The sequence below is a fragment of the Thalassobacter sp. genome (assembly GCF_982993085.1).
In genome coordinates this window covers 1-19,328 of record NZ_CEZFMW010000010.1, presented here as the reverse complement: position 1 = coordinate 19,328, position 19,328 = coordinate 1, and the positions used below count along the sequence as shown (strand labels likewise).

Below are 19,328 nucleotides of genomic sequence, written 5' to 3'. Positions count from 1 at the left end.
CGCAATAGACTTGCTGCGAAACGGGGGGATGCGCATGGCTTGGTCCATACATCACGTCAATCTAGAGGCACGCAACGTGCCGCAAACCGCTCGGTTCTATACCGAAATTCTGGGCATGACGCTGGGCACATGGGCCTTTCCCGAAACGCGCGGCTACCTTCCGGGTGATCCAGACAAGCTCGCGCTTTTGGGTGACGGGCGTGAGGGCCACACTGGCCTACATCTGATCGCGCCAGACCCGGAATTTGCGGCCAAAAACAACATGGCCCATAACCCCAGTATTGGTGGCCACGTGGCGCTTCAGGTCGATGATCTGGACGGTGTGATCGCGCGGCTAGCCGCGGCGGGCGTGCCCCATTCCGTCACCGGAGAGTTCGCAATCCCCGGGCTGCGCCACGTCTATGTCGAGGATCCAGAGGGCAATCTGCTAGAGATCAATGGCCGCCTGCGCCCAGCCCCCGACCCCGTACGCCACATCGTTTTGTGCCAGATCAAAGCCAGCATTCCGCAGGCTGAGATCGACGCACTTTGGGCGAAACTAGAGGATCTGCGCAGCGCCGTCGCTGGCATGGGCCCGGTCCGTGCCGGCCCAAATACGAGCCGTGAGGGCGCCGCGCGCGGCTATACCCATGCCGTCACCATCGATTTTGAGGATGCGGCCGCCCGTGACGCGTATTTAGTTCACCCCGATCACATTACCGCAGGGGCGCAATTGGTCGCGATGTGTGAGGGCGGCGCCAAAGGCATTTGCGTGCTGGATATCTAACAGCACCCTTTCGCCGACCCAGTCTAGGGCGCTGGTCGCGCTCGTTTGGATATGGTTAATACATATGAAGACCAAAGGAGAACGCGGCATGACCCGTATTTGTGTGATGGTGGCAATGTTGGTGGCCCTGACTGCCTGTGGAACAATCCAAGGCGTGGGCCGTGACATCACGAGCGCCGGGCAGGCCATCGAACGCGCTGTACAATAGCGAACTGCCGCTTTGCTACCGCGCGCAGTTTCGACACAGCGATGCGGTGGGCACGGCCTCTAGGCGCGCGGCGGAAATGTCGTCACCACACTTTTGACAGATGCCGTATTCGCCGGTTTCGATCCGGGCGAGGGCGGCATCAATCGCGCGAACCTCTTGGGCGTCATGGATGCCAAGCGCCTCCATGACCTCATCACCCTGCCGCTCACTTGCAGCGTCTTCCGCGTCTCGGGGGGCGGGCTGGTCCAGATCCCGTTCGATGATCTGCATCTGACGGGTTAACTGAGCACGTCTGTCCAGCAGTCGGGTTTTTATTTCAGCATAGGTTGGGCTTGCAGCCATGGGTTCATCCTCCGTTATGCGGATGAACTATGCGCCCGGCCTCAGACGCTCGCGTTGATATGGGTCAACTGGATCGGTGGCTGTGCGCGCCTTATGGCCAGCACAGCCGCCAAAACGGACAGCCTTAGCTATCCATTTTCAATGCATTGATAAACGCCTGCTGCGGGATCTCTACCTTGCCGAACTGGCGCATCTTTTTCTTACCGGCTTTCTGCTTTTCAAGCAGCTTCTTCTTCCGAGTGGCATCACCGCCGTAACACTTGGCGGTCACGTCCTTACGCATGGCCGACAGGGTTTCGCGCGCGATTACCTTGCCGCCGATGGCCGCTTGGATCGGGATTTTGAACATGTGGCGCGGGATCAGCTCCTTGAGCTTTTCGACCATCGCACGACCGCGTGTTTCGGCGCGTTCGCGGTGCACCATCATTGACAAGGCGTCCACGGGCTCGTCGTTGACCAGCACTGACATCTTAACCAAATTGTCTTCGCGGTAACCAATCATTTGGTAGTCGAACGAGGCATAGCCCTTCGTCACCGATTTCAGGCGGTCGTAGAAATCAAACACGACCTCGTTCAGAGGCAGGTCATACACAACCATCGCCCGTGACCCTGCATAGGTCAGATCCAACTGTAGGCCGCGACGGTCTTGGCACAGTTTCAGAACGTCGCCCAAGTATTCATCGGGCACCAGGATCGTGGCCTTGATCCGCGGCTCTTCGATGTGATCTACAACGGTCAGGTCTGGCATATCCGCAGGGTTATGCAGCTGCTCGACCGTGCCGTCCTTCATGTGAATGTCATAAATAACGCTCGGCGCGGTGGTTATCAGATCGATGTCATACTCGCGCTCAATCCGGTCACGGATCACCTCAAGGTGCAGCAACCCAAGGAAACCACAGCGGAAACCAAACCCAAGAGCCGCGGATGTTTCCATCTCAAAGCTAAAGGATGCGTCGTTCAGCGCGAGTTTGTCGATGCTGTCGCGCATGTCCTCAAACTGGGCGGCGTCCACGGGGAACAGCCCACAAAACACCACTGGCTGTGCGGGCTTAAAGCCGGGCAAAGCCTCAACTTCGGACTTTTGATGGGTGATCGTATCACCCACGCGCGTGTCACGGACCTGCTTGATTGACGCCGTCAGGAACCCGATTTCACCGGGGCCGAGGCTATCGATTTCGGCCATCGCCGGGCGGAACACGCCAATCCGGTCCACATGGTGCGTGGTCCCATTCGACAAAAACTTAACGCGTTCACCTTTTTTCAGGCGGCCATCAATAACGCGGATCAAAACGATCACGCCCAGATACGAATCGTACCAACTGTCCACCAGCATCGCCTTAAGCGGCGCATCCGGATCGCCCTTGGGCGCAGGCAGATGTTTGACAATGGACTCAAGCGTTTCACGGATGCCGACGCCTGTCTTGGCCGAAACCTGAATGGCCTCAGAGGCATCAATCCCGATCACATCCTCAATCTGCTCGGCCACACGGTCACAATCTGACGCGGGCAGGTCGATTTTGTTCAAAACCGGCACGATTTCGTGGTCTGCATCCAGCGCGTGATACACGTTAGCCAGCGTCTGCGCCTCAACACCTTGCGTGCTGTCGACCACCAACAAAGAACCCTCAACCGCACGCATAGAGCGGGAGACCTCATAGGCAAAGTCGACGTGGCCGGGGGTATCGATCAGGTTCAGCACATAATCCTGACCATCGTCGGCGGTGTAATCGATCCGCACGGTGTTGGCCTTGATTGTGATGCCACGCTCGCGCTCAATGTCCATGGAATCAAGCAGTTGCTCTTTCATGTCCCGAACGGCGACGGTGTTCGTCTCCTGGATCAGGCGATCAGCGAGCGTGGATTTTCCGTGGTCGATGTGCGCGACGATGGAGAAATTTCGGATTTTGTCGATGTCGGTCATGATGGGGATATGATGCGGTTTTCGGGCTTGGTCAATGGTGGAGATGCGGGAGGGTAAAGGCGTCTGAATTTGGCCGTCAAAATAGGGGGCAGGCGGTCTGAATTATGCAGCGCCTCAGGTTGCACTGATCAGGCATTTAATACACATGAACACAATGACCAGATCGCGGTTGCATCAAGACACCAACGTACCGCAAAATAGAGGGACACCGCCCCACATCTTGTGGTTAATGCGATGTGGACTTTGTTAAATATACGTTAATTATCAGTAATATAGACTGACCCTTTGTTGCGCGCGCGCAACAATAGGACATAAGGCGTGACCTATTGGGTCAGAGGCCCAAAATACCCTCAAGTCGCTTTAGCTCAGCGCGGTCTTCAACTGTCCAATCTGCCGCCCGTGACCGAAACAGCGTCGCTTGGCTTTGATGGATCGGCCCGCCGCCCAAAACTTTCAGGTGGTTCGCACGCAGCGTTTCGCCGGTTGAGGTGATGTCCGCGATGGCCTCTGCCGTCTCATTCTTGACAGTGCCCTCCGTCGCGCCTTGGCTATCGACAAGTTGATAGTCGGCCACGCCCGCGTCGCGCAAATAGTCACGCACCAGACGGTGATATTTCGTGGCAATCCGCAGACGATGACCGTGCTGCGCACGAAACGCGGCGGCAACCGCGTCCAGATCATCCAAGGTGTCCACATCCGCCCACGCGACCGGCACCGCTAGGATCAGGTCCGCATGACCAAAACCCATCAGCGCAAGCTCTTCGACCCGCTGGTCCCAAAGGCTCAGTTTTTCCCGCACAAGGTCCGACCCCGTGACGCCCAAATGGATGCGCCCGGCGGATAATTCGCGCGGGATTTCACCTGCCGAAAGCAGGACCAGCTCGATGTCTGCCCCCTCAACCGCGCCAGCATATTCCCGCTCCGATCCAGTGCGCGACAGCGTCAACCCACGCTTGCCAAACCATTGAAATGTCTTTTCCATCAGCCGCCCCTTGGACGGCACCCCCAGCTTGAGCGTCATGTGAGGTTCTCCCGCATTTGGCGGACAAGGGCGGGGCGAATGACGCCGCCCACAGCCGGGATTGCGCGGCCCTGGCCCAACACCGAGGTCAGTGCGTCATAGCGCCCGCCAGTGGCCACAGGCGGCAGATGTGGTGCGCCGGTAAATCCAAACACAAAACCGTCGTAATATTCCATCGAGGTGCGCCCATAGGTGGCCTCAAACGGGATGTCGGCGATTGTGATACCGGCCGCGTCTAGTGCCTCAAGCCGGGCTTCAAACATGTCGGTAGCATACGAAATTGCGGGCAGGTCGATGGCGATGTCGCGCAGGATTTGCAGCGCGCCGGACAGCGGGGCCTTAAGGTCCAGCACCGCGTCGATCACATCTGCCTCAGCTTCGCCGATGGGCGGGGTTGCGGCGTCGACCCGAAGGGCTTCGATCCGGTCCGCGACCTCCTGCGGGGCGCGTTTGCCGACTTGCACGGCGTCCCGAGCCACGGCCAAGGCCGCTCGCGGGTCCGCGATTAGGGCTGCGCGGTGCGCGGGCACCGGGTTGCGCCCCGTAAAGCGGTCTAGCAACGTGCGGAACCGGCGCGGACGCCAGATGTGGCGTCGCAGGGCTGCGCGGCGACGTTCGGACGTGGACAGCCCATTTACGACCGCAATCAGGATGCCAATATCCCCGGTCACAGCCCGCACATTGAGCGGCGACAAAACCTCTGAAAACAGAGCAAAAACCTCAGCGTCGGCGCGCGCGGGATCGGTACGATCAAACAGCTCAAAGCCAACCTGTAGGTATTCACGGGCGCGGGTCGCGTCGCTTTCTTGCTTGCGAAACACCTCACCCATATAGGCGTAGCGCGCGGGCTCGGGGCCGCCGGCCTCGATGTTGTCCATGTGCATTTGCACGACGGGTACTGTGAAATCGGGGCGCAGCATCATCTCACCCTGATCGGGGTCTTGGGTGATGAAGGCACGGCCCCGAATGTCTTCGCCGTATAGGTCCAACAGGGTTTCGGCGGGCTGCAAAAGGTCGGTTTCCACCGGGGTGGCACCGGCGTGTTGAAACGCCTCTAGCACCCGTGCGGCTTCGGCCCGGTCTGCGATTTTGTCTACTGCTCCAGGCACTTGCGAACCTCTTCCACCAGATCGGCGCGCGAAATTTCGCGTTGGGCGGGTTGGGCTTTCCATTCCTCAAGTGAGGCGCTCTCGGCGATTTTGGCCCCAAGGATCAGGTCCTTGATTTGCACCACGCCGCGCTCTGCCTCGTCTGAACCTTGGATGATTGCCACCGGGCTAAGCCGCTTGTCTGCGTACTTCAGCTGGTTGCCAAAGTTCTTGGGGTTGCCCAAGTACACCTCGGCCCGGATGCCTGCGGCGCGCAGTTCAGACACCATTTGTTGGTAGTCGGCCATGCGGGCCTTGTCCATGACCGTGACGACCACAGGACCGGGGGGAGTGGCGGCGACGCGGCCCTTCATGCGGAGCGCTGCGAGCAAGCGGTCAACGCCGATGGATACGCCGGTTGCGGGAACCTCTTGGCCGGTGAAACGTTGCACAAGGCCGTTGTAGCGACCGCCCCCTGCGACGGAGCCGAACTGCCGAGGTCGCCCCTTTTCGTCTTTGATCTCAAAGGTGAGTTCGGCTTCATAGACTGGGCCCGTGTAGTAGCCGAGGCCGCGGACGACCGAAGGGTCAATCACGATCCTGTCGGCGGCGTAGCCCTGGGCTTCGAGCAGGGTTGCGATGGTTTGCAACTCTTCTACGCCTTCGGTGCCTACTGCACTGTCGCCGATGGCCGCGCGCAAGTTGGCGAGCGTGTCGGCAGAGGTCGCGCCCTTGGAGGTAAGGAACGCGAGGACCGGTTCGGCCTGCGCGTCGGTCAGGCCAACGCCGTCGATATAGGCGCCGGACGCGTCCAAGCGGCCCTTGCCCAGCAGCTCGCGTACGCCTGCCTCACCGACTTTGTCGAACTTGTCGATAGTGCGCAAAACGTCGGCCTGTTGGGTGTCATCCGTGACGCCTGTGGCCTCAAGCACGCCGTTGAGCACTTTGCGGTTGTTGATCCGGATCAGGTAGTCGCCGCGCGGAATGCCCACGGCCTCGAGCGTGTCCGAGAGCATGGCGCAGATTTCTGCGTCCGCTGCGACCGAAGGGGCGCCGACGGTATCGGCATCGCATTGATAAAACTGACGGAACCGACCGGGGCCGGGTTTTTCGTTGCGCCAAACGGGGCCCATCGCAAAGCGGCGATAGGGCATGGGCAGGTCATTGCGGTGTTGTGCATAGACGCGGGCCAACGGCGCGGTCAGGTCATAGCGCAGGGCCATCCAGTCACCCTTGTCGTGCTCGTCGGCTTCTTGCCACGCAAAGACGCCTTCATTGGGGCGGTCCACGTCGGGGAGGAATTTGCCCAAGGCTTCGACCGTTTCTACGGCCGAAGATTCGAGTGCCTCAAACCCATACAAATGGTAGACAGCGGCGATCTGATCCAACATAGCCTTGCGTTCGGACACCTCGGTGCCGAAATAGTCGCGAAAGCCCTTGGGCGGTTCGGCCTTGGGGCGCGGGGATTTCTTGGGTTTGGCCATGGGTCGGTCCGATGATTGATCAGGTGCCCCGCCTTTACCCGCCCCAGTACGTGGGGGCAAGCAATGGGACAATTGGACGAGGTGAGAGATGAGTGATGTGGAAATGATTGCGTTGCAGGAAAAGGTGGCGCACCTGACCCGTGTGGTCGAAGATTTGTCGGATGTGGTGGCCGGACACGCCAAGACGCTGGACGTCGCGGAGCGTCGGATTGAAGCGTTGATGCGCCGCGCCGCCGAGAGCGAATTGGACGCAGGCGGCACCGTTCCGCTGGCCGATCAGCGCCCGCCGCATTGGTAGGTCGCCCGGTTACTGGGGACTAAGTGTCTGGGGATCTGGGGCGCGGCCCCAGATAGCCGCTGGTGCAGCATTTGAGTATTTTGGGAACAAAGGAGGCCGGGCGGCGTTAGAGCAGCCCGATGTCCGCCAGTTCGCGTGCCAGTGTGTCGGGCAAGGGGTCGTCAGCCTCACGGCCTTCGCGCAGATCGAGTGGCGCGTCGGCGGCTTGGAGGTAGCGCCACCCTTGGAACGGGCGTTTGGGAACGGGCGTGACGCGGGTAATCGTTGGGTCCAGCACGATGCCGCAGCGGCGGATGCCATCGTGGCCGATCACCTCATCGAAACGGACTATCGGTTGGCGGCATAGGATAAGGCCCTTGAACACCCAAAACAGCGAGCCTTGGCCCACGATCTCGGGTTCGCGTTTGGGCCACATGCGTGTGACGTGGCGCGGCATGCCGTCTGGGCCTTTGGCGCGGGGGTGGTTTTGCCACGCCAGAAGGTCCTCAACCGCTTCTGCTCCAACGCAGAGTTTGATAAGATGCACAGGCTTATCCACAGAGTCGTCCCCATAATTCACAACATATGGTAGTGGATTTTGAGAGGTCTTCAAGCTATTGTGTGTCTCCGCTGTTATTGAAAACAAGGATCACTGCCATGACCCGTTTTACCGCTCCGATTGCTGAACAGATTTGGGATATGAAATATCGGTTCAAGAAGGCGGATGGGACGCCGCTGGACCGTTCGGTGGAGGACACATGGCGGCGGATCGCGCGGGCCTTGGCGGCGGTTGAGGCGGAGCCAGAGGTTTGGGAGCCGCGGTTTTATGCGGCGCTAGAGGATTTCAAGTATCTGCCCGCGGGGCGGATTACGGCGGGTGCTGGTACGGCGCGGTCGGTGACCTTGTTCAACTGTTTTGTCATGGGCACGGTCCCCGACAGCATGGGCGGGATTTTCGACATGCTGAAGGAGGCTGCTCTGACGATGCAGCAGGGTGGCGGCATTGGGTACGATTTTTCGACCATCCGCCCCAAGGGCGCGAGCGTGACCGGTGTGGCAGCGGACGCCAGCGGGCCGTTGTCGTTCATGGATGTGTGGGATTCGATGTGCCGCACCATCATGTCGGCGGGATCACGTCGCGGTGCGATGATGGCCACGATGCGCTGCGACCACCCCGATATCATTGATTTCATCGAAGCCAAGTCGGACCCGGCGCGGTTGCGGATGTTCAACGTGAGTGTGTTGGTCACGGATGCCTTTATGGAGGCGGTGAAGGCCGATGCGCCTTGGGATTTGGTGTTTGACGGCCGTGTGTACCGCACGATGGATGCGCGTGATCTGTGGAACCGGATCATGCAGGCCACGTTTGAATATGCCGAGCCGGGCGTGATTTTCATCGATCGGATCAATGCGGCTAACAACTTGAATTATTGTGAGACGATCGCGGCGACGAACCCCTGCGGTGAGCAGCCTTTGCCGCCGTATGGCGCGTGTTTGCTGGGCTCGATCAATCTGGCGAGGCTGGTGGATCGGCCGTTTGAGGACGGGGCGGATTTGGATGAGGAGGCTTTGGTTTCCTTGGTCGGAACTGCGGTGCGGATGATGGACAACGTGGTTGATGCGTCCCGCTTTCCGCTAGAGGCACAGGCCGCGGAGGCCCGCGCGAAACGGCGCATTGGGTTGGGCGTGACCGGGTTGGCGGATGCGTTGTTGATGGTGGGATCTCGCTATGGATCACAGGAGGCGGCGCGTCTGACGGACCGCTGGTTGCACCGGATCGCACGCGCCGCGTACCTGAGTTCGGTGCAATTGGCGCAGGAAAAGGGGCCGTTTCCTTTGTTTGACGCGGAGGCCTATTTGGCCAGCGGCACGATGGAGGCGATGGATGACGATGTCCGCGCCGCAATCGCAGAGCACGGCATTCGCAACGCGCTGTTGACCTCAATCGCGCCGACGGGGACCATTTCGCTATATGCGGGCAACGTCAGTTCGGGCATCGAGCCGGTGTTCGCCTATGCCTACACGCGCAAGGTGTTGCAAAAAGACGGATCGCGGACCGAAGAGGAAGTCGTGGACTACGCCGTTCAGATGTGGCGCGAAAAGTTTGGCGATCGGGAACTGCCCGATTACTTTGTGAATGCCCAAACGCTGGCGCCGCAAGATCACGTGCGGATGCAGGCGGCGGCGCAGAAGTGGATCGATTCGAGTATCTCAAAGACGATCAACTGCCCCGAAGATATCAGCTTTGAGGATTTTAAGGACGTCTACATGGCGGCTTGGGATCAGGGCTGTAAGGGCTGTACGACGTACCGGCCGAACGCGGTGACGGGATCGGTGTTGAGTGTATCGGAGGAGAAGGAGGTAGTGCCAGAACTTCCGACAGTTATTGAACGTGTGAAGTGGGCGATGACACGTGCTGGTTTCGATAAGCCGTCTGTTTTTGCAGATAAATTGGGAATTGAGCGTACACATGTGTCGCGTGTTTTGAGCGGTAGGCAGGAGCTATCAAAAGGTCGCGCGCAACAGTTTTCAACATTGCTGAATGTTTCTCCAGGATGGCTTCTTTTTGGCGATGGACCCAGCGACCCCGAGACGATACTGCCCTATGAAACTGGAGCGGAGGTTGTTCACCTGTCGGAGCCGTTGCGGCGACCCGCGTCGTTGGAGGGGCAGACCTATAAGGTGAAGTGGCCCAACACCGAGCACGCGATTTATATCACCATTAATGACGTGATCCTGAACGGGCATCGGCGTCCGTTCGAGGTGTTCATCAACTCCAAGAACATGGAGCATTTTGCGTGGACGGTTGCGTTGACGCGGATGATTTCGGCGGTGTTCCGGCGGGGTGGGGATGTGTCGTTTGTGGTTGAGGAACTGAAAGCGGTGTTTGATCCGCGCGGGGGCGCTTGGGTGGAGGGGAAATATATCCCATCGATTCTTGCGGCGATTGGGGGCGTGATTGAGCAGCACCTGATCTCTATCGGGTTCATTGAGGGTGAAGGGATGGGGCTAAAGGCCGACCCAAAGGCCGAGGTGGTTAACTTACCCGGACAAGCGGCGGGGCCTGCCTGTCCGAGTTGTGGCCAATACGGGATGCAGATGATCGAAGGGTGCATGACGTGCCGGGACTGTGGCCACTCAAAATGCGGTTAGGGCATTCAAGCGGCGGTGCCGCTAACTGCGTTTAGGACGTCTTTATCGGGCTGGTATCTGCGGTTTTGGTTGCTAGGGTGCCCCTAAAACTGGGGACATTCCATGCACTTTGGGTTGAGCGACGAGCAACAGATGATCGTGGATACGGTCCGGTCGTTTGTAGAAACTGAGATTTATCCGCATGAGGCGGAGGTTGAGCGGACCGGTGAAGTGCCGCCCGCCGTGGCCGAAGCGATCAAGTCCAAGACGCTAGAGTTGGGCTTTTACGCCTGTAATTTTCCCGAAGAGGTTGGTGGCGCTGGGCTGAACCACGTTGATTTTGCGTTGGTTGAGCGGGAATTGGGCCGTGGGTCCATGGCGTTGACGCATTTCTTTGGGCGGCCCCAGAATATTCTGATGGCCTGCGAAGGCGAGCAGCGCGAGCGGTATCTGATGCCGGCTGTGCGCGGTGAGCGGATGGATGCGTTGGCGATGACCGAACCCGGCGCGGGGTCGGACGTGCGGGGCATGACCTGTGCGGCGGTGCGCGATGGCGGCGATTGGGTGCTGAACGGGACTAAGCATTTTATCTCGGGGGCGGAGCACGCGGACTTCGTGATTGTGTTTGTCGCGACCGGTGAGGACCAAACCCCAAAGGGCCCCAAAAAGCGGCTCACCACGTTTTTGGTGGACCGCGGCACGCCGGGGTTCACGATCCGGGACGGCTATAAGAGCGTCAGCCACCGGGGCTACAAGAACATGATCCTTGAGTTCGACAACTGCCGCCTGCCGGATGCCCAAGTCTTGGGTGAGGTGGATGGTGGTTTTGCGGTGATGAACGAGTGGCTTTATGCGACCCGGATCACGGTGGCGGCGATGGCGGTGGGCCGGGCGCGGCGCTGTTTTGATTTGGGGCTGAGCTATTCCGCAGAGCGTCGGCAGTTCGGACAAGCGATTGGTAAGTTTCAGGGGGTGAGTTTTCAGCTGGCGGATATGGTCACGGAAATTGATGCCGCCGATTATCTGACGCTTGCGAGCGCGTGGCGTTTGGATGAGGGGCTGCCCGCGAACCGTGAGATTGCGAGTGCAAAGCTCTATGCTTCGGAGATGTTGGCGCGGGTCACGGATGCTGTGTTGCAAATCCATGGTGGGATGGGCCTGATGGATGATTATCCGATTGAGCGGTTCTGGCGCGATGCGCGGGTGGAGCGCATTTGGGACGGGACCAGCGAGATACAGCGTCACATCATATCGCGCGAGTTGTTGCGGCCTTTGGAGGGCTGAGGCGTGGGAGCCTCCGGCGGGAGTATTTTGGGAACAAAGGATGGGTTGGGGCGGCTTTTGCGGCCTCGGTCCATTGCTGTTGTGGGGGGCGGCGCATGGTGTGCGTCGGTCCTTGCGAATTGCCGGGATTTTGACGGGCCGGTGTGGTGGGTGCATCCCACCCGTGGGGATGTCGCGCGGATCGAGGATCTGCCGGGCGTGCCGGATGCTGTGTTTTTGGGGGTGAACCGGGCCGCAACCGTCGAGGCGGTGGCTGCGTTGTCCGCGATGGGAGCCGGGGGGGCGGTGTGTTTTGCCTCCGGCTTTTCGGAAGCCGTGGCGGAGTTGGCGGACGGCGGTGAAATGCAGGCCGCGTTGTTGGCAGCTGCAGGGGGAATGCCCTTCTTGGGGCCCAATTGCTATGGGCTTTTGAACTATCTGGATGGGGTTGGGTTGTGGCCTGATCAGCATGGTGGCGTGCCCGTCGAACGGGGCGTGGCGATTGTGGCGCAGAGTTCGAACATCGCGCTCAACATTACCATGCAGGCGCGGGGATTACCGATTGCCTATGTGGTGACGCTTGGCAATCAGGCGAGCCGTGGTGTGAGTGACGTGATCGCTGAGTTGGCGGCCGACCCAAGGGTCAGCGCGATCGGGCTATACCTTGAGGGGATCGATGATCTGGACCGGTTTGTGGGAGTTGCCCGCGAAGTCGAGGTGCCGATCGTTGCATTGAAGGTGGGCCGGTCGGCGCAGGCGCAGGCGGGGGCGGTGTCGCATACCGCATCTTTGGTCGGATCAAGTGCCGGGGCGTCGGCGTTGTTTGCACGCCTTGGAATTGGAGAGGTTGAGAGCCTTCCGGTGCTGTTGGAGGCGTTGAAGCTGTTGCATTGCACCGCCGGTTTGGCGGGTGCGCGTGTTGTGTCAGCGTCATGTTCGGGCGGCGAAGCGAGCCTGATGGCGGATTTGGGTGCGCGATTGGGTGTGACGTTTCCCGCACTGTGTCAGGGGCAATCAGATGGGCTGCGCGCGGCGCTGGGCCCCAAGGTCGCGCTGGCCAACCCGCTAGATTACCACACCTACATTTGGGCTGACCGCGAAGCGATGACAGCTACCTATACGGCCATGATGGCGGGTGCCGTGGATATGGGCGTGCTGGTGTTGGACTTTCCGCGCGGGGATCGCTGCGACGTGGATGCGTGGACGCCTGCGATTGAAGCGCTTGAGGCCGCCGCTGCAGCGAGTGATACCCCCATGGGGTTGGTGTCGAGTTTGCCAGAGGCTTTGCCGGAGGATGTCGCACAGCGGTTGATTGCGAAGGGTATTGTGCCGTTTTTGGGCATGTCTGAGGCCTTGGCCGCTATTGCTGTGGTCGGTTCGATGGCACGCGATGACGGTCCGCCGCCTTTGCTGCCTGTGCCGAGCAGCAGGTTGCCCGTGGTGTGGGGCGAGGCACGGTCCAAGGCGGCTTTGGCGGCGCATGGCGTGGTCGTACCGCGCGGTGATGGGGCCGGGCCGTTCGTGGTAAAGGCCACGGGGCTTGCCCACAAAACTGAGGCCGGGGGCGTGATGCTGAACGTCGCGGCGGGTGATTTGGCGCAGGCCAAGGCGACGCTGGGTGGTGAGGTTTTGGTGGAGGAAATGATTGCCGACGCTGCGGCCGAAGTGCTGGTCGCTGTAGTGCGCGACCCGGCCCATGGCTTTGTGCTGACGCTGGGGGCTGGCGGGGTCGATACGGAGTTGTGGGGCGATACGGTCCAGCTATTGGTGCCCAGCACTGCGGATGAGATTGACGCAGCCCTTAGCCGCTTGGCGATTGCGCCGAAATTGGCGGGCTGGCGCGGGGCGCGGGGTGTTGACCGGGAGGGTCTTGTGGCTTTGGTGCAATCCGTGCAGGACTTCGCGCAGGCCCATGCGGATGCGTTGTGGGAAGTTGAGATTAACCCGGTGTTGTGCACACCCACCCGTGCGGTGGCAGTGGACGCATTGGTGCGCATGGCGGAGAACTAAATGGACACCCCTTTTCACATCGAGCGTCGCGGTGGCGTGTTTGAATTCACGCTTAACCGGCCCAAGGCCAATGCGATTGATCTTGAGACAAGCCGGGCCATGGGCGAGGCGTTCACAGCATTTCGGGACGACCCAGAGATGCGAGTGGCTTTGGTCACGGGCGCGGGAGAGAAGTTTTTCTGCCCCGGTTGGGATTTGAAGGCCGCAGCCGATGGCGACGCCGTGGACGGGGATTATGGCAAGGGTGGTTTCGGCGGCTTGCAAGAGCTGCGCGGGCTGAACAAGCCGGTGATCATGGCTGTGAACGGCATTTGCTGTGGTGGCGGGTTGGAGCTGGCTTTGTCGGGCGACATCATCTTGGCCGCTGAGGGTGCATCATTTGCCTTGCCGGAAATCCGCTCGGGGACTGTCGCGGATGCGGCGTCAATCAAGTTGCCCAAGCGCATTCCATACCACATCGCCATGGAAATGTTGTTGACCGGGCGCTGGCTGGAGGCTGAGGAAGCCGCGCGTTGGGGACTGGTAAACCGGGTGGTCGCTGCTGAAGATTTGATGGCTGAGGCGCGGGCCTTGGCGGATAGTCTTGCGAGTGGGCCGCCGCTGGTGTTTGCGGCGATCAAAGAAGTGGTGCGCGAAGCGGAAGACATGAAGTTCCAGGATGCATTGCTGCGGATTAAATCCAGCCAGTTCGAGAGTGTGGAACGGCTGTACCGATCTGAGGATCAGCTAGAAGGTGCGCGTGCTTTTGCTGAGAAGCGCGATCCCGTCTGGACGGGGCGCTAGGGTGGCCACAGATTTTTAGGAAAAATCTGGCCTCCAGCGGGGATATTTTGAAACCAAAGATGACGAGGAAGTAAGACATGCCACTGACGATGAACCGAGAGGTGTTTGTCACCTGTGCCGTCACAGGATCCGGCAGAACACAGGATCGCAGTCCGCATGTGCCGCGTTCGCCTGCCCAGATTGCGGAGAGTGCGATTGAGGCGGCGAAGGCCGGTGCGGCAGTGGTGCATTGCCATGTGCGGGATCCTGAAACCGGCGTGCCTTCGCGTGATTTGGGGTTGTACCGGGAGGTTACGGACCGGATCCGCGATGCGGACGTTGATGTTGTGTTGAATCTGACCGCCGGTATGGGCGGTGACATCGTGTTTGGTGGTGTCGAGGCGCCGTTCCCTGTGACTTCGGGTACCGACATGGTGGGGGCGACAGAACGGGTTGCGCATATTGCGGAGTGCTTGCCGGAAATCTGCACGCTTGACTGTGGGACGATGAACTTTGCCGAAGCGGATTATGTGATGACCAACACGCCCGGTATGTTGCGGGCAATGGGGCAGATGATGACCGATTTGGGCGTGAAGCCCGAGATTGAGGCATTTGATACCGGGCATCTTTGGTTTGCCAAGCAATTGGTGGCTGAGGGTATTTTGACCTCTGACGCCTTGGTGCAATTGTGCATGGGGGTGCCTTGGGGGGCGCCGGATGACCTGAACACATTTATGGCAATGGTGAATAATGTGCCGTCGGATTGGACGTTCAGTGCGTTTGGGCTGGGGCGCAATCAGATGGCTTATGTTGCGGCGAGTGTTCTGGCGGGTGGCAACGTTCGGGTGGGTCTTGAGGACAACCTTTGGCTGGAAAAAGGTGTTTTGGCCACCAATGCACAGCTTGTTGAGCGTGCGGTTGGAGTGATCGAGGGCATGGGCGCGCGGGTGATTGGCCCCGCTGAGGTGCGCGAAAAGCTGGGGCTTGTGAAGCGTGCGCCGCGTGATGATCTGCGCGATGCGCGCAGTGTTGCGGGCCCTGTGTCGGCGGAGAGCGCGTCCGGGCGCAAGACTTGCCCTGAGTGTGGGCATGTGTTCCGGGGCAAGGGCTGGGACGGCATCGACACGCATTGGCACCTGAAGCATGAGGGTGTCATGCCGTTTGATCAAGCTTGGCCATCGATTGAGGCTGGCACGTATAAGTCATCCCGATGACGCACGAAGGTGCGCGGGTTGTCATCACCGCTGGCGGCGCCGGGATTGGTGCCTGTTTGGCGAGGCGGTTTGCAGAGCAAGGGGCGCGGGTCGCCTATTGTGATGTTGATCCCGGCGAGGTGCCCGAGGGCATGTTGGGGGTGGCTGCTGACGTCACGGATGAGGCGCAGATGGCTGCGTTTTTCGCCCGCGTTGAGGAGGCGATGGGCGGCGTGGATGTGTTGTGTGCGAATGCAGGCATCGGTGGGCCTGCGGCGGGCATTGCGGACATGAGCCTTGGGGATTGGCGCGCCACTTTGGCGGCCAATCTGGACGGCGCGTTTCTGGCCACGCGCTGGGCTGCGCCGTTGATGGCTGCGCAGGGGGCGGGGTCAATCATGTTGACTTCCTCAACATCTGGGCTGTGGGGCGTGCCCTCGCGCGCGCCCTACGTCGTGGCGAAATGGGGGGTGATCGGCTTGATGAAGACCCTCGCGATGGAATTGGGCCCGGCGGGCGTACGCGTCAACGCGGTGGCGCCCGGTGCGGTTGAAGGCCCCCGGATGGAGCGGGTCTTGGCCAAGGAGGCAGCCGCAAAGGGCTGCACGGTTGAGGACATGCGCGCGCTTTATGCCGAGGGCACATCCCTGCGCACATGGGTCACCGCAGAGGACATCGCGGATATGGTTTTGTTCGTGACTTCGGATGCGGGCAAGCGAATTTCAGGACAAACACTGGCCGTTGATGGCCATACGGAGCGGATGACATGAAGGCAGCAATTATTGGCGGCGGCGTAATTGGCGGCGGTTGGGCAGCACGGTTCCTGTTGAACGGGTGGGACGTGGCGGTGGCCGACCCCGACCCAGAGGCTGAGCGCAAGATCAACGAAGTGTTGGCGGGTGCGCGGCGGTCCTTGCCCGCGTTGTATGATCGGGCGTTGCCGAGCGAGGGCACGCTGAGCTTTTGTTCGCTAGAGGACGCCTGTGAAGGCGCCGATTGGGTGCAGGAAAGTGTTCCGGAGCGGTTGGATATTAAGCACGCGGTTTTGGCGCAGTTGAACGCGGCGGCCCCGGAAAGTGCGGTGATCGCGTCTTCGACCAGTGGGTTCAAACCGTCCGAGCTGACGGCGCAAGGCGCGCGGTGTATCGTGGCGCACCCGTTTAACCCGGTGTACCTGCTGCCGCTGATCGAACTGGTGGGCGACGTGCCTGCGGGGGCTGCGGACCTGTTGCGCGGCGTCGGGTTTTCGCCCCTGCATGTGCGCAAAGAGATCGACGCCCATATTGCGGATCGTTTCCTTGAAGCGGTTTGGCGTGAGGCGCTTTGGCTGGTCAAAGATGGTGTCGCGACCACGGAAGAAATCGATGAGTCGATTCGGATGGGCTTTGGCCTGCGGTGGGCGCAGATGGGGCTGTTTGAAACCTACCGCGTGGCGGGCGGAGAGGCCGGGATGAAGCATTTTATGGCGCAGTTCGGCCCCGCGTTGCAGTGGCCGTGGACCAAGCTGATGGATGTGCCCGAGTTTACGGATGAGTTGGTTGATCTGATCGCGGGGCAATCCGACGCCCAGTCGGGGCACCTGTCTATCCGGGAGTTGGAGCGTTTGCGCGACGATAACCTTGTGGGCATTCTACGCAGCCTTAAGCGGACCAATGCCGCGGCGGGTGGGGTAATCGCGGCCCATGAGGCCAGCTTGCCGCAAGCAAGTGCGACGCCAGAGGCCTTGCCCATTACCCAAGATCGGGTGATCCCGCAGACATGGACCGACTACAATGGGCACATGAATGAGGCGCATTACCTTGAACTAGGGGCAGCCGCGACCGACCGCTTTATGGAGATGATCGGTGCCGATGCCGCCTATATCGCCACAGGATTGAGCTATTTCACCACTGAAAATCACTTGCAGTACTTGGATGAGATGCACGCAGGCGACCACGTCCGTGTGAGCACTCAAGTGCTAGAGGGCGGGCCCAAAAAGATGCATCTGTTTCACCGGATGATGACCCCCGAGGGTGATGTCGCGGCCACCATGGAAACGTTCCTTCTGCATGTTGACCTAAGCACACGGCGCAGCGCGCCTGCGCGGGGGGATGTGGCCGAGGCGTTGGCCACGTTTGCACAGGCGCATGCGGGGATGCCCCGGCCCGAGGGGGCAGGGCGCTACGTGGGGCAGCGGGGCTAACCCGCCTTTTGGAGCGAAAAAGGGACGCGCGTGTTGCCCAGAGGCTGGGCTGCACGCGCGTTGGCCTGTGATCCTTGAGAAAGCGGAACGTGCGTCCGGCATCAGCCGTAATGGTGGAATATATTTCCGATCAGAGGCTTTGTATTCTGCTTTGTGAGAACGCATATGGTGCGAACACAAAGAAATAGGTACGCCCATGCTGCTGGATTACATCCCCTCTGATCTGAATATTCAACTTCTGTTTGGATTGGCGCTGGGCGTGCTGTTTGGCATTGCAGCGCAGATTACCCGGTTTTGTTTGCGGCGCTCGGTTGCTGGCGAAGATGGCATGGATCGGGCGGGCCTGGCCGTCTGGCTTCTGGCGCTTGCGACGGCGATTGCCGCCGTGCAATTCGCGGTGGGCGCGGGCTATGCGGTTCTGGACGAAACCCGCTATCTCAATCCCGATATCCCTGCACTTGCGATTGTGCTGGGGGGGCTCGCGTTTGGGGTTGGGATGGTGCTGACGCGCGGTTGCGTCACGCGCCTGACGGTGCTGACAGCGACCGGAAACATGCGCGCACTGACGGTTTTGGTGGTTTTTGCCATCACGGCCCACGCGATGATGAAGGGTATTCTGGCGCCGCTGCGTACGACGCTTGGCGATATCTCATTTGAGCTGCCGTTTGCCACGATCGCGGCGGTTCCGGGCATTGGCGTTGTGCTGCCGCTTGGCTTGGTTGCAGGTAGTGTGTGGTTGGCAAAGCGGGGCGGCGCATCTGTCACGCATCTGACGCTGGGGGCGTTTATTGGCCTGCTGGTGGCTGCTGGCTGGGTCGGCACCTCAACCCTGCTGATGGATGAGTTCGATCCGTCCCCGGTGCAATCTATCGCTTTTACCTTGCCTTGGACGGACAGCCTGTTTTGGGTCATCGCCTCAACGGCCATTCCTGCTGGGTTTGGCACCGGTCTAATTGGTGGCGTGATGGTGGGGGCGTTCCTGAGCGCGCTTGTGCGGTCTGAACTGGCCTTGGTCAGCTTTGCCGAGCCTCAGCAAACCGTGCGCTACGGCGCAGGCGGTGTCTTGATGGGCGTTGGCGGTGTTTTGGCCGGCGGCTGTACAATCGGTGCGGGCCTTAGCGGCGTTGCCACTCTGAGCCTATCGGCCATGCTGGCGTTGGCCGCGATTGTCACTGGTGCTGTTCTGGCGCGCTATGTGCTGGGCTTGCGGCCTGCTGGTGCGGTTCTGGCTTAGCGCGATCTGGGCGCTTATCCACAATCTGCCCACAAAAAATCAACATATTTATCCACAGTAGCGAATCACCCCCTTCCCAGGGTGATTCGGCTGTGTTAGCCTTGTTGGAAGTTCTTTGAGCAGCCAGAAATAAGAACGAATATCGTAGGCAGGCGATAACAGGCCATGAGTATTCGAGGCGCAAGCCCGATGCTCAGTGCATTGGCGAACTCCCGGGGAGATGGTGGAACACCGCACCCGGGACGGACCTGTGATAGACGCATCACTGTGGTGCTGACCGGGCGCTTTGGGTTCCACGCAAGGAACCGGGCGCCTTTTGCTTTTTCTACTATATATACCCGGCAATGGTTGGCTTCGTGGTGTCTGCGTCATGGGTTCAAGCTCGTGTCGAGGCTATCGCGCTTGACTCCCCCCACATGGCCCCGTAAAGCCCGCCCATTCATTG

The 19,328-nt window shown here is 60.2% G+C and carries 16 protein-coding genes and 1 pseudogene; 11 read left to right on the top strand and 6 right to left on the bottom strand.

Annotated features, from left to right (window positions below):
- Nucleotides 1-34 precede the first annotated feature (34 nt).
- Together AC4GMC_RS03115 and AC4GMC_RS03110 are read left to right on the top strand one after the other, a co-directional pair.
- A complete protein-coding gene (locus AC4GMC_RS03115; protein ID WP_487876894.1) occupies nucleotides 35-766 on the top strand; it encodes a Dabb family protein in 732 nt (243 codons plus the stop codon).
- Nucleotides 767-854: 88 nt separating this feature from the next.
- Nucleotides 855-974: an entericidin A/B family lipoprotein gene (locus AC4GMC_RS03110; protein WP_072936595.1), complete on the top strand. Its 120-nt coding sequence runs from the start codon at nucleotides 855-857 to the stop codon at nucleotides 972-974.
- Nucleotides 975-989: 15 nt separating this feature from the next.
- Here the strand turns inward: AC4GMC_RS03110 and AC4GMC_RS03105 are convergent, their stop codons facing one another.
- The 5 genes from AC4GMC_RS03105 to hisS all read right to left on the bottom strand — a co-directional run bounded on the left by AC4GMC_RS03105 (nucleotide 990) and on the right by hisS (nucleotide 6,830).
- The gene (locus AC4GMC_RS03105; protein WP_487876895.1) at nucleotides 990-1,316 is read right to left on the bottom strand and encodes a TraR/DksA family transcriptional regulator; all 327 of its coding nucleotides are present in this window, start codon (nucleotides 1,314-1,316) and stop codon (nucleotides 990-992) included.
- A 124-nt stretch (nucleotides 1,317-1,440) separates the two neighbouring features.
- Complete coding sequence (lepA, locus tag AC4GMC_RS03100) at nucleotides 1,441-3,237, bottom strand: translation elongation factor 4 (RefSeq protein WP_487876896.1); 1,797 nt, start codon at nucleotides 3,235-3,237, stop codon at nucleotides 1,441-1,443.
- Nucleotides 3,238-3,568: 331 nt separating this feature from the next.
- Nucleotides 3,569-4,258, bottom strand: coding sequence for an ATP phosphoribosyltransferase (gene hisG, locus AC4GMC_RS03095; protein WP_487876897.1), 690 nt, complete (start codon nucleotides 4,256-4,258; stop codon nucleotides 3,569-3,571).
- Nucleotides 4,255-5,367, bottom strand: coding sequence for an ATP phosphoribosyltransferase regulatory subunit (locus AC4GMC_RS03090; protein ID WP_487876898.1), 1,113 nt, complete (start codon nucleotides 5,365-5,367; stop codon nucleotides 4,255-4,257). Before AC4GMC_RS03090 ends, hisG begins: the two co-directional genes overlap by 4 nt.
- Nucleotides 5,352-6,830: a histidine--tRNA ligase gene (gene hisS, locus AC4GMC_RS03085; RefSeq protein ID WP_487876899.1), complete on the bottom strand. Its 1,479-nt coding sequence runs from the start codon at nucleotides 6,828-6,830 to the stop codon at nucleotides 5,352-5,354. The genes AC4GMC_RS03090 and hisS overlap by 16 nt, the downstream gene beginning before the upstream one ends.
- Before the next feature lie 88 nt (nucleotides 6,831-6,918).
- On the opposite strand from hisS, the gene AC4GMC_RS03080 reads away from it, so the two are divergent.
- Nucleotides 6,919-7,128 (top strand): SlyX family protein, encoded by a 210-nt coding sequence (locus AC4GMC_RS03080; protein ID WP_487876900.1) that lies wholly within the window; start codon nucleotides 6,919-6,921, stop codon nucleotides 7,126-7,128.
- 106 nt (nucleotides 7,129-7,234) lie between these two features.
- On the opposite strand, the gene AC4GMC_RS03075 is transcribed toward AC4GMC_RS03080, so the two are convergent.
- The gene (locus tag AC4GMC_RS03075; protein WP_487876901.1) at nucleotides 7,235-7,666 is read right to left on the bottom strand and encodes a DUF1489 family protein; all 432 of its coding nucleotides are present in this window, start codon (nucleotides 7,664-7,666) and stop codon (nucleotides 7,235-7,237) included.
- A gap of 98 nt (nucleotides 7,667-7,764) precedes the next feature.
- Between AC4GMC_RS03075 and AC4GMC_RS03070 the strand changes: the two genes are divergently transcribed.
- The 8 genes and pseudogenes from AC4GMC_RS03070 to AC4GMC_RS03035 all read left to right on the top strand — a co-directional run bounded on the left by AC4GMC_RS03070 (nucleotide 7,765) and on the right by AC4GMC_RS03035 (nucleotide 18,883).
- Entirely contained in the window at nucleotides 7,765-10,260 is a 2,496-nt protein-coding gene (locus AC4GMC_RS03070) for an adenosylcobalamin-dependent ribonucleoside-diphosphate reductase (RefSeq protein WP_487879437.1), read from the top strand.
- A gap of 102 nt (nucleotides 10,261-10,362) precedes the next feature.
- Complete coding sequence (locus AC4GMC_RS03065; protein ID WP_487878353.1) at nucleotides 10,363-11,523, top strand: acyl-CoA dehydrogenase family protein; 1,161 nt, start codon at nucleotides 10,363-10,365, stop codon at nucleotides 11,521-11,523.
- Between the two features lie 27 nt (nucleotides 11,524-11,550).
- Entirely contained in the window at nucleotides 11,551-13,512 is a 1,962-nt protein-coding gene (locus AC4GMC_RS03060; RefSeq protein WP_487880196.1) for an acetate--CoA ligase family protein, read from the top strand.
- Nucleotides 13,513-14,295, top strand: a complete 783-nt coding sequence (locus AC4GMC_RS03055) for a carnitinyl-CoA dehydratase (protein ID WP_487877728.1) — start codon at nucleotides 13,513-13,515, stop codon at nucleotides 14,293-14,295.
- Between the two features lie 77 nt (nucleotides 14,296-14,372).
- Nucleotides 14,373-15,275, top strand: a pseudogene (locus AC4GMC_RS03050) (beta-keto acid cleavage family enzyme); the annotation flags it as partial.
- A 209-nt stretch (nucleotides 15,276-15,484) separates the two neighbouring features.
- Nucleotides 15,485-16,237 (top strand): SDR family oxidoreductase, encoded by a 753-nt coding sequence (locus AC4GMC_RS03045; protein ID WP_487877729.1) that lies wholly within the window; start codon nucleotides 15,485-15,487, stop codon nucleotides 16,235-16,237.
- A complete protein-coding gene (locus tag AC4GMC_RS03040) occupies nucleotides 16,234-17,649 on the top strand; it encodes a carnitine 3-dehydrogenase (protein WP_487877730.1) in 1,416 nt (471 codons plus the stop codon). Before AC4GMC_RS03045 ends, AC4GMC_RS03040 begins: the two co-directional genes overlap by 4 nt.
- A 196-nt stretch (nucleotides 17,650-17,845) precedes the next feature.
- On the top strand, nucleotides 17,846-18,883 hold the full coding sequence (locus AC4GMC_RS03035) for a YeeE/YedE thiosulfate transporter family protein (RefSeq protein ID WP_487877731.1): 1,038 nt from the start codon (nucleotides 17,846-17,848) through the stop codon (nucleotides 18,881-18,883).
- Nucleotides 18,884-19,328 lie beyond the last annotated feature (445 nt).

What these genes read in the sequence shown, in the direction of transcription:
- AC4GMC_RS03040 (WP_487877730.1), top strand. Translation starts at nt 16,234, where the DNA reads ATGAAGGCAGCAATTATTGGCGGCGGCGTAATTGGCGGCGGTTGGGCA.
- AC4GMC_RS03110 (WP_072936595.1), top strand. Translation starts at nt 855, where the DNA reads ATGACCCGTATTTGTGTGATGGTGGCAATGTTGGTGGCCCTGACTGCC.
- AC4GMC_RS03080 (WP_487876900.1), top strand. Translation starts at nt 6,919, where the DNA reads ATGAGTGATGTGGAAATGATTGCGTTGCAGGAAAAGGTGGCGCACCTG.
- AC4GMC_RS03065 (WP_487878353.1), top strand. Translation starts at nt 10,363, where the DNA reads ATGCACTTTGGGTTGAGCGACGAGCAACAGATGATCGTGGATACGGTC.
- AC4GMC_RS03045 (WP_487877729.1), top strand. Translation starts at nt 15,485, where the DNA reads ATGACGCACGAAGGTGCGCGGGTTGTCATCACCGCTGGCGGCGCCGGG.
- hisS (WP_487876899.1), bottom strand. Translation starts at nt 6,830, where the DNA reads ATGGCCAAACCCAAGAAATCCCCGCGCCCCAAGGCCGAACCGCCCAAG.
- AC4GMC_RS03055 (WP_487877728.1), top strand. Translation starts at nt 13,513, where the DNA reads ATGGACACCCCTTTTCACATCGAGCGTCGCGGTGGCGTGTTTGAATTC.
- AC4GMC_RS03070 (WP_487879437.1), top strand. Translation starts at nt 7,765, where the DNA reads ATGACCCGTTTTACCGCTCCGATTGCTGAACAGATTTGGGATATGAAA.
- lepA (WP_487876896.1), bottom strand. Translation starts at nt 3,237, where the DNA reads ATGACCGACATCGACAAAATCCGAAATTTCTCCATCGTCGCGCACATC.
- AC4GMC_RS03105 (WP_487876895.1), bottom strand. Translation starts at nt 1,316, where the DNA reads ATGGCTGCAAGCCCAACCTATGCTGAAATAAAAACCCGACTGCTGGAC.
- hisG (WP_487876897.1), bottom strand. Translation starts at nt 4,258, where the DNA reads ATGACGCTCAAGCTGGGGGTGCCGTCCAAGGGGCGGCTGATGGAAAAG.
- AC4GMC_RS03115 (WP_487876894.1), top strand. Translation starts at nt 35, where the DNA reads ATGGCTTGGTCCATACATCACGTCAATCTAGAGGCACGCAACGTGCCG.
- AC4GMC_RS03035 (WP_487877731.1), top strand. Translation starts at nt 17,846, where the DNA reads ATGCTGCTGGATTACATCCCCTCTGATCTGAATATTCAACTTCTGTTT.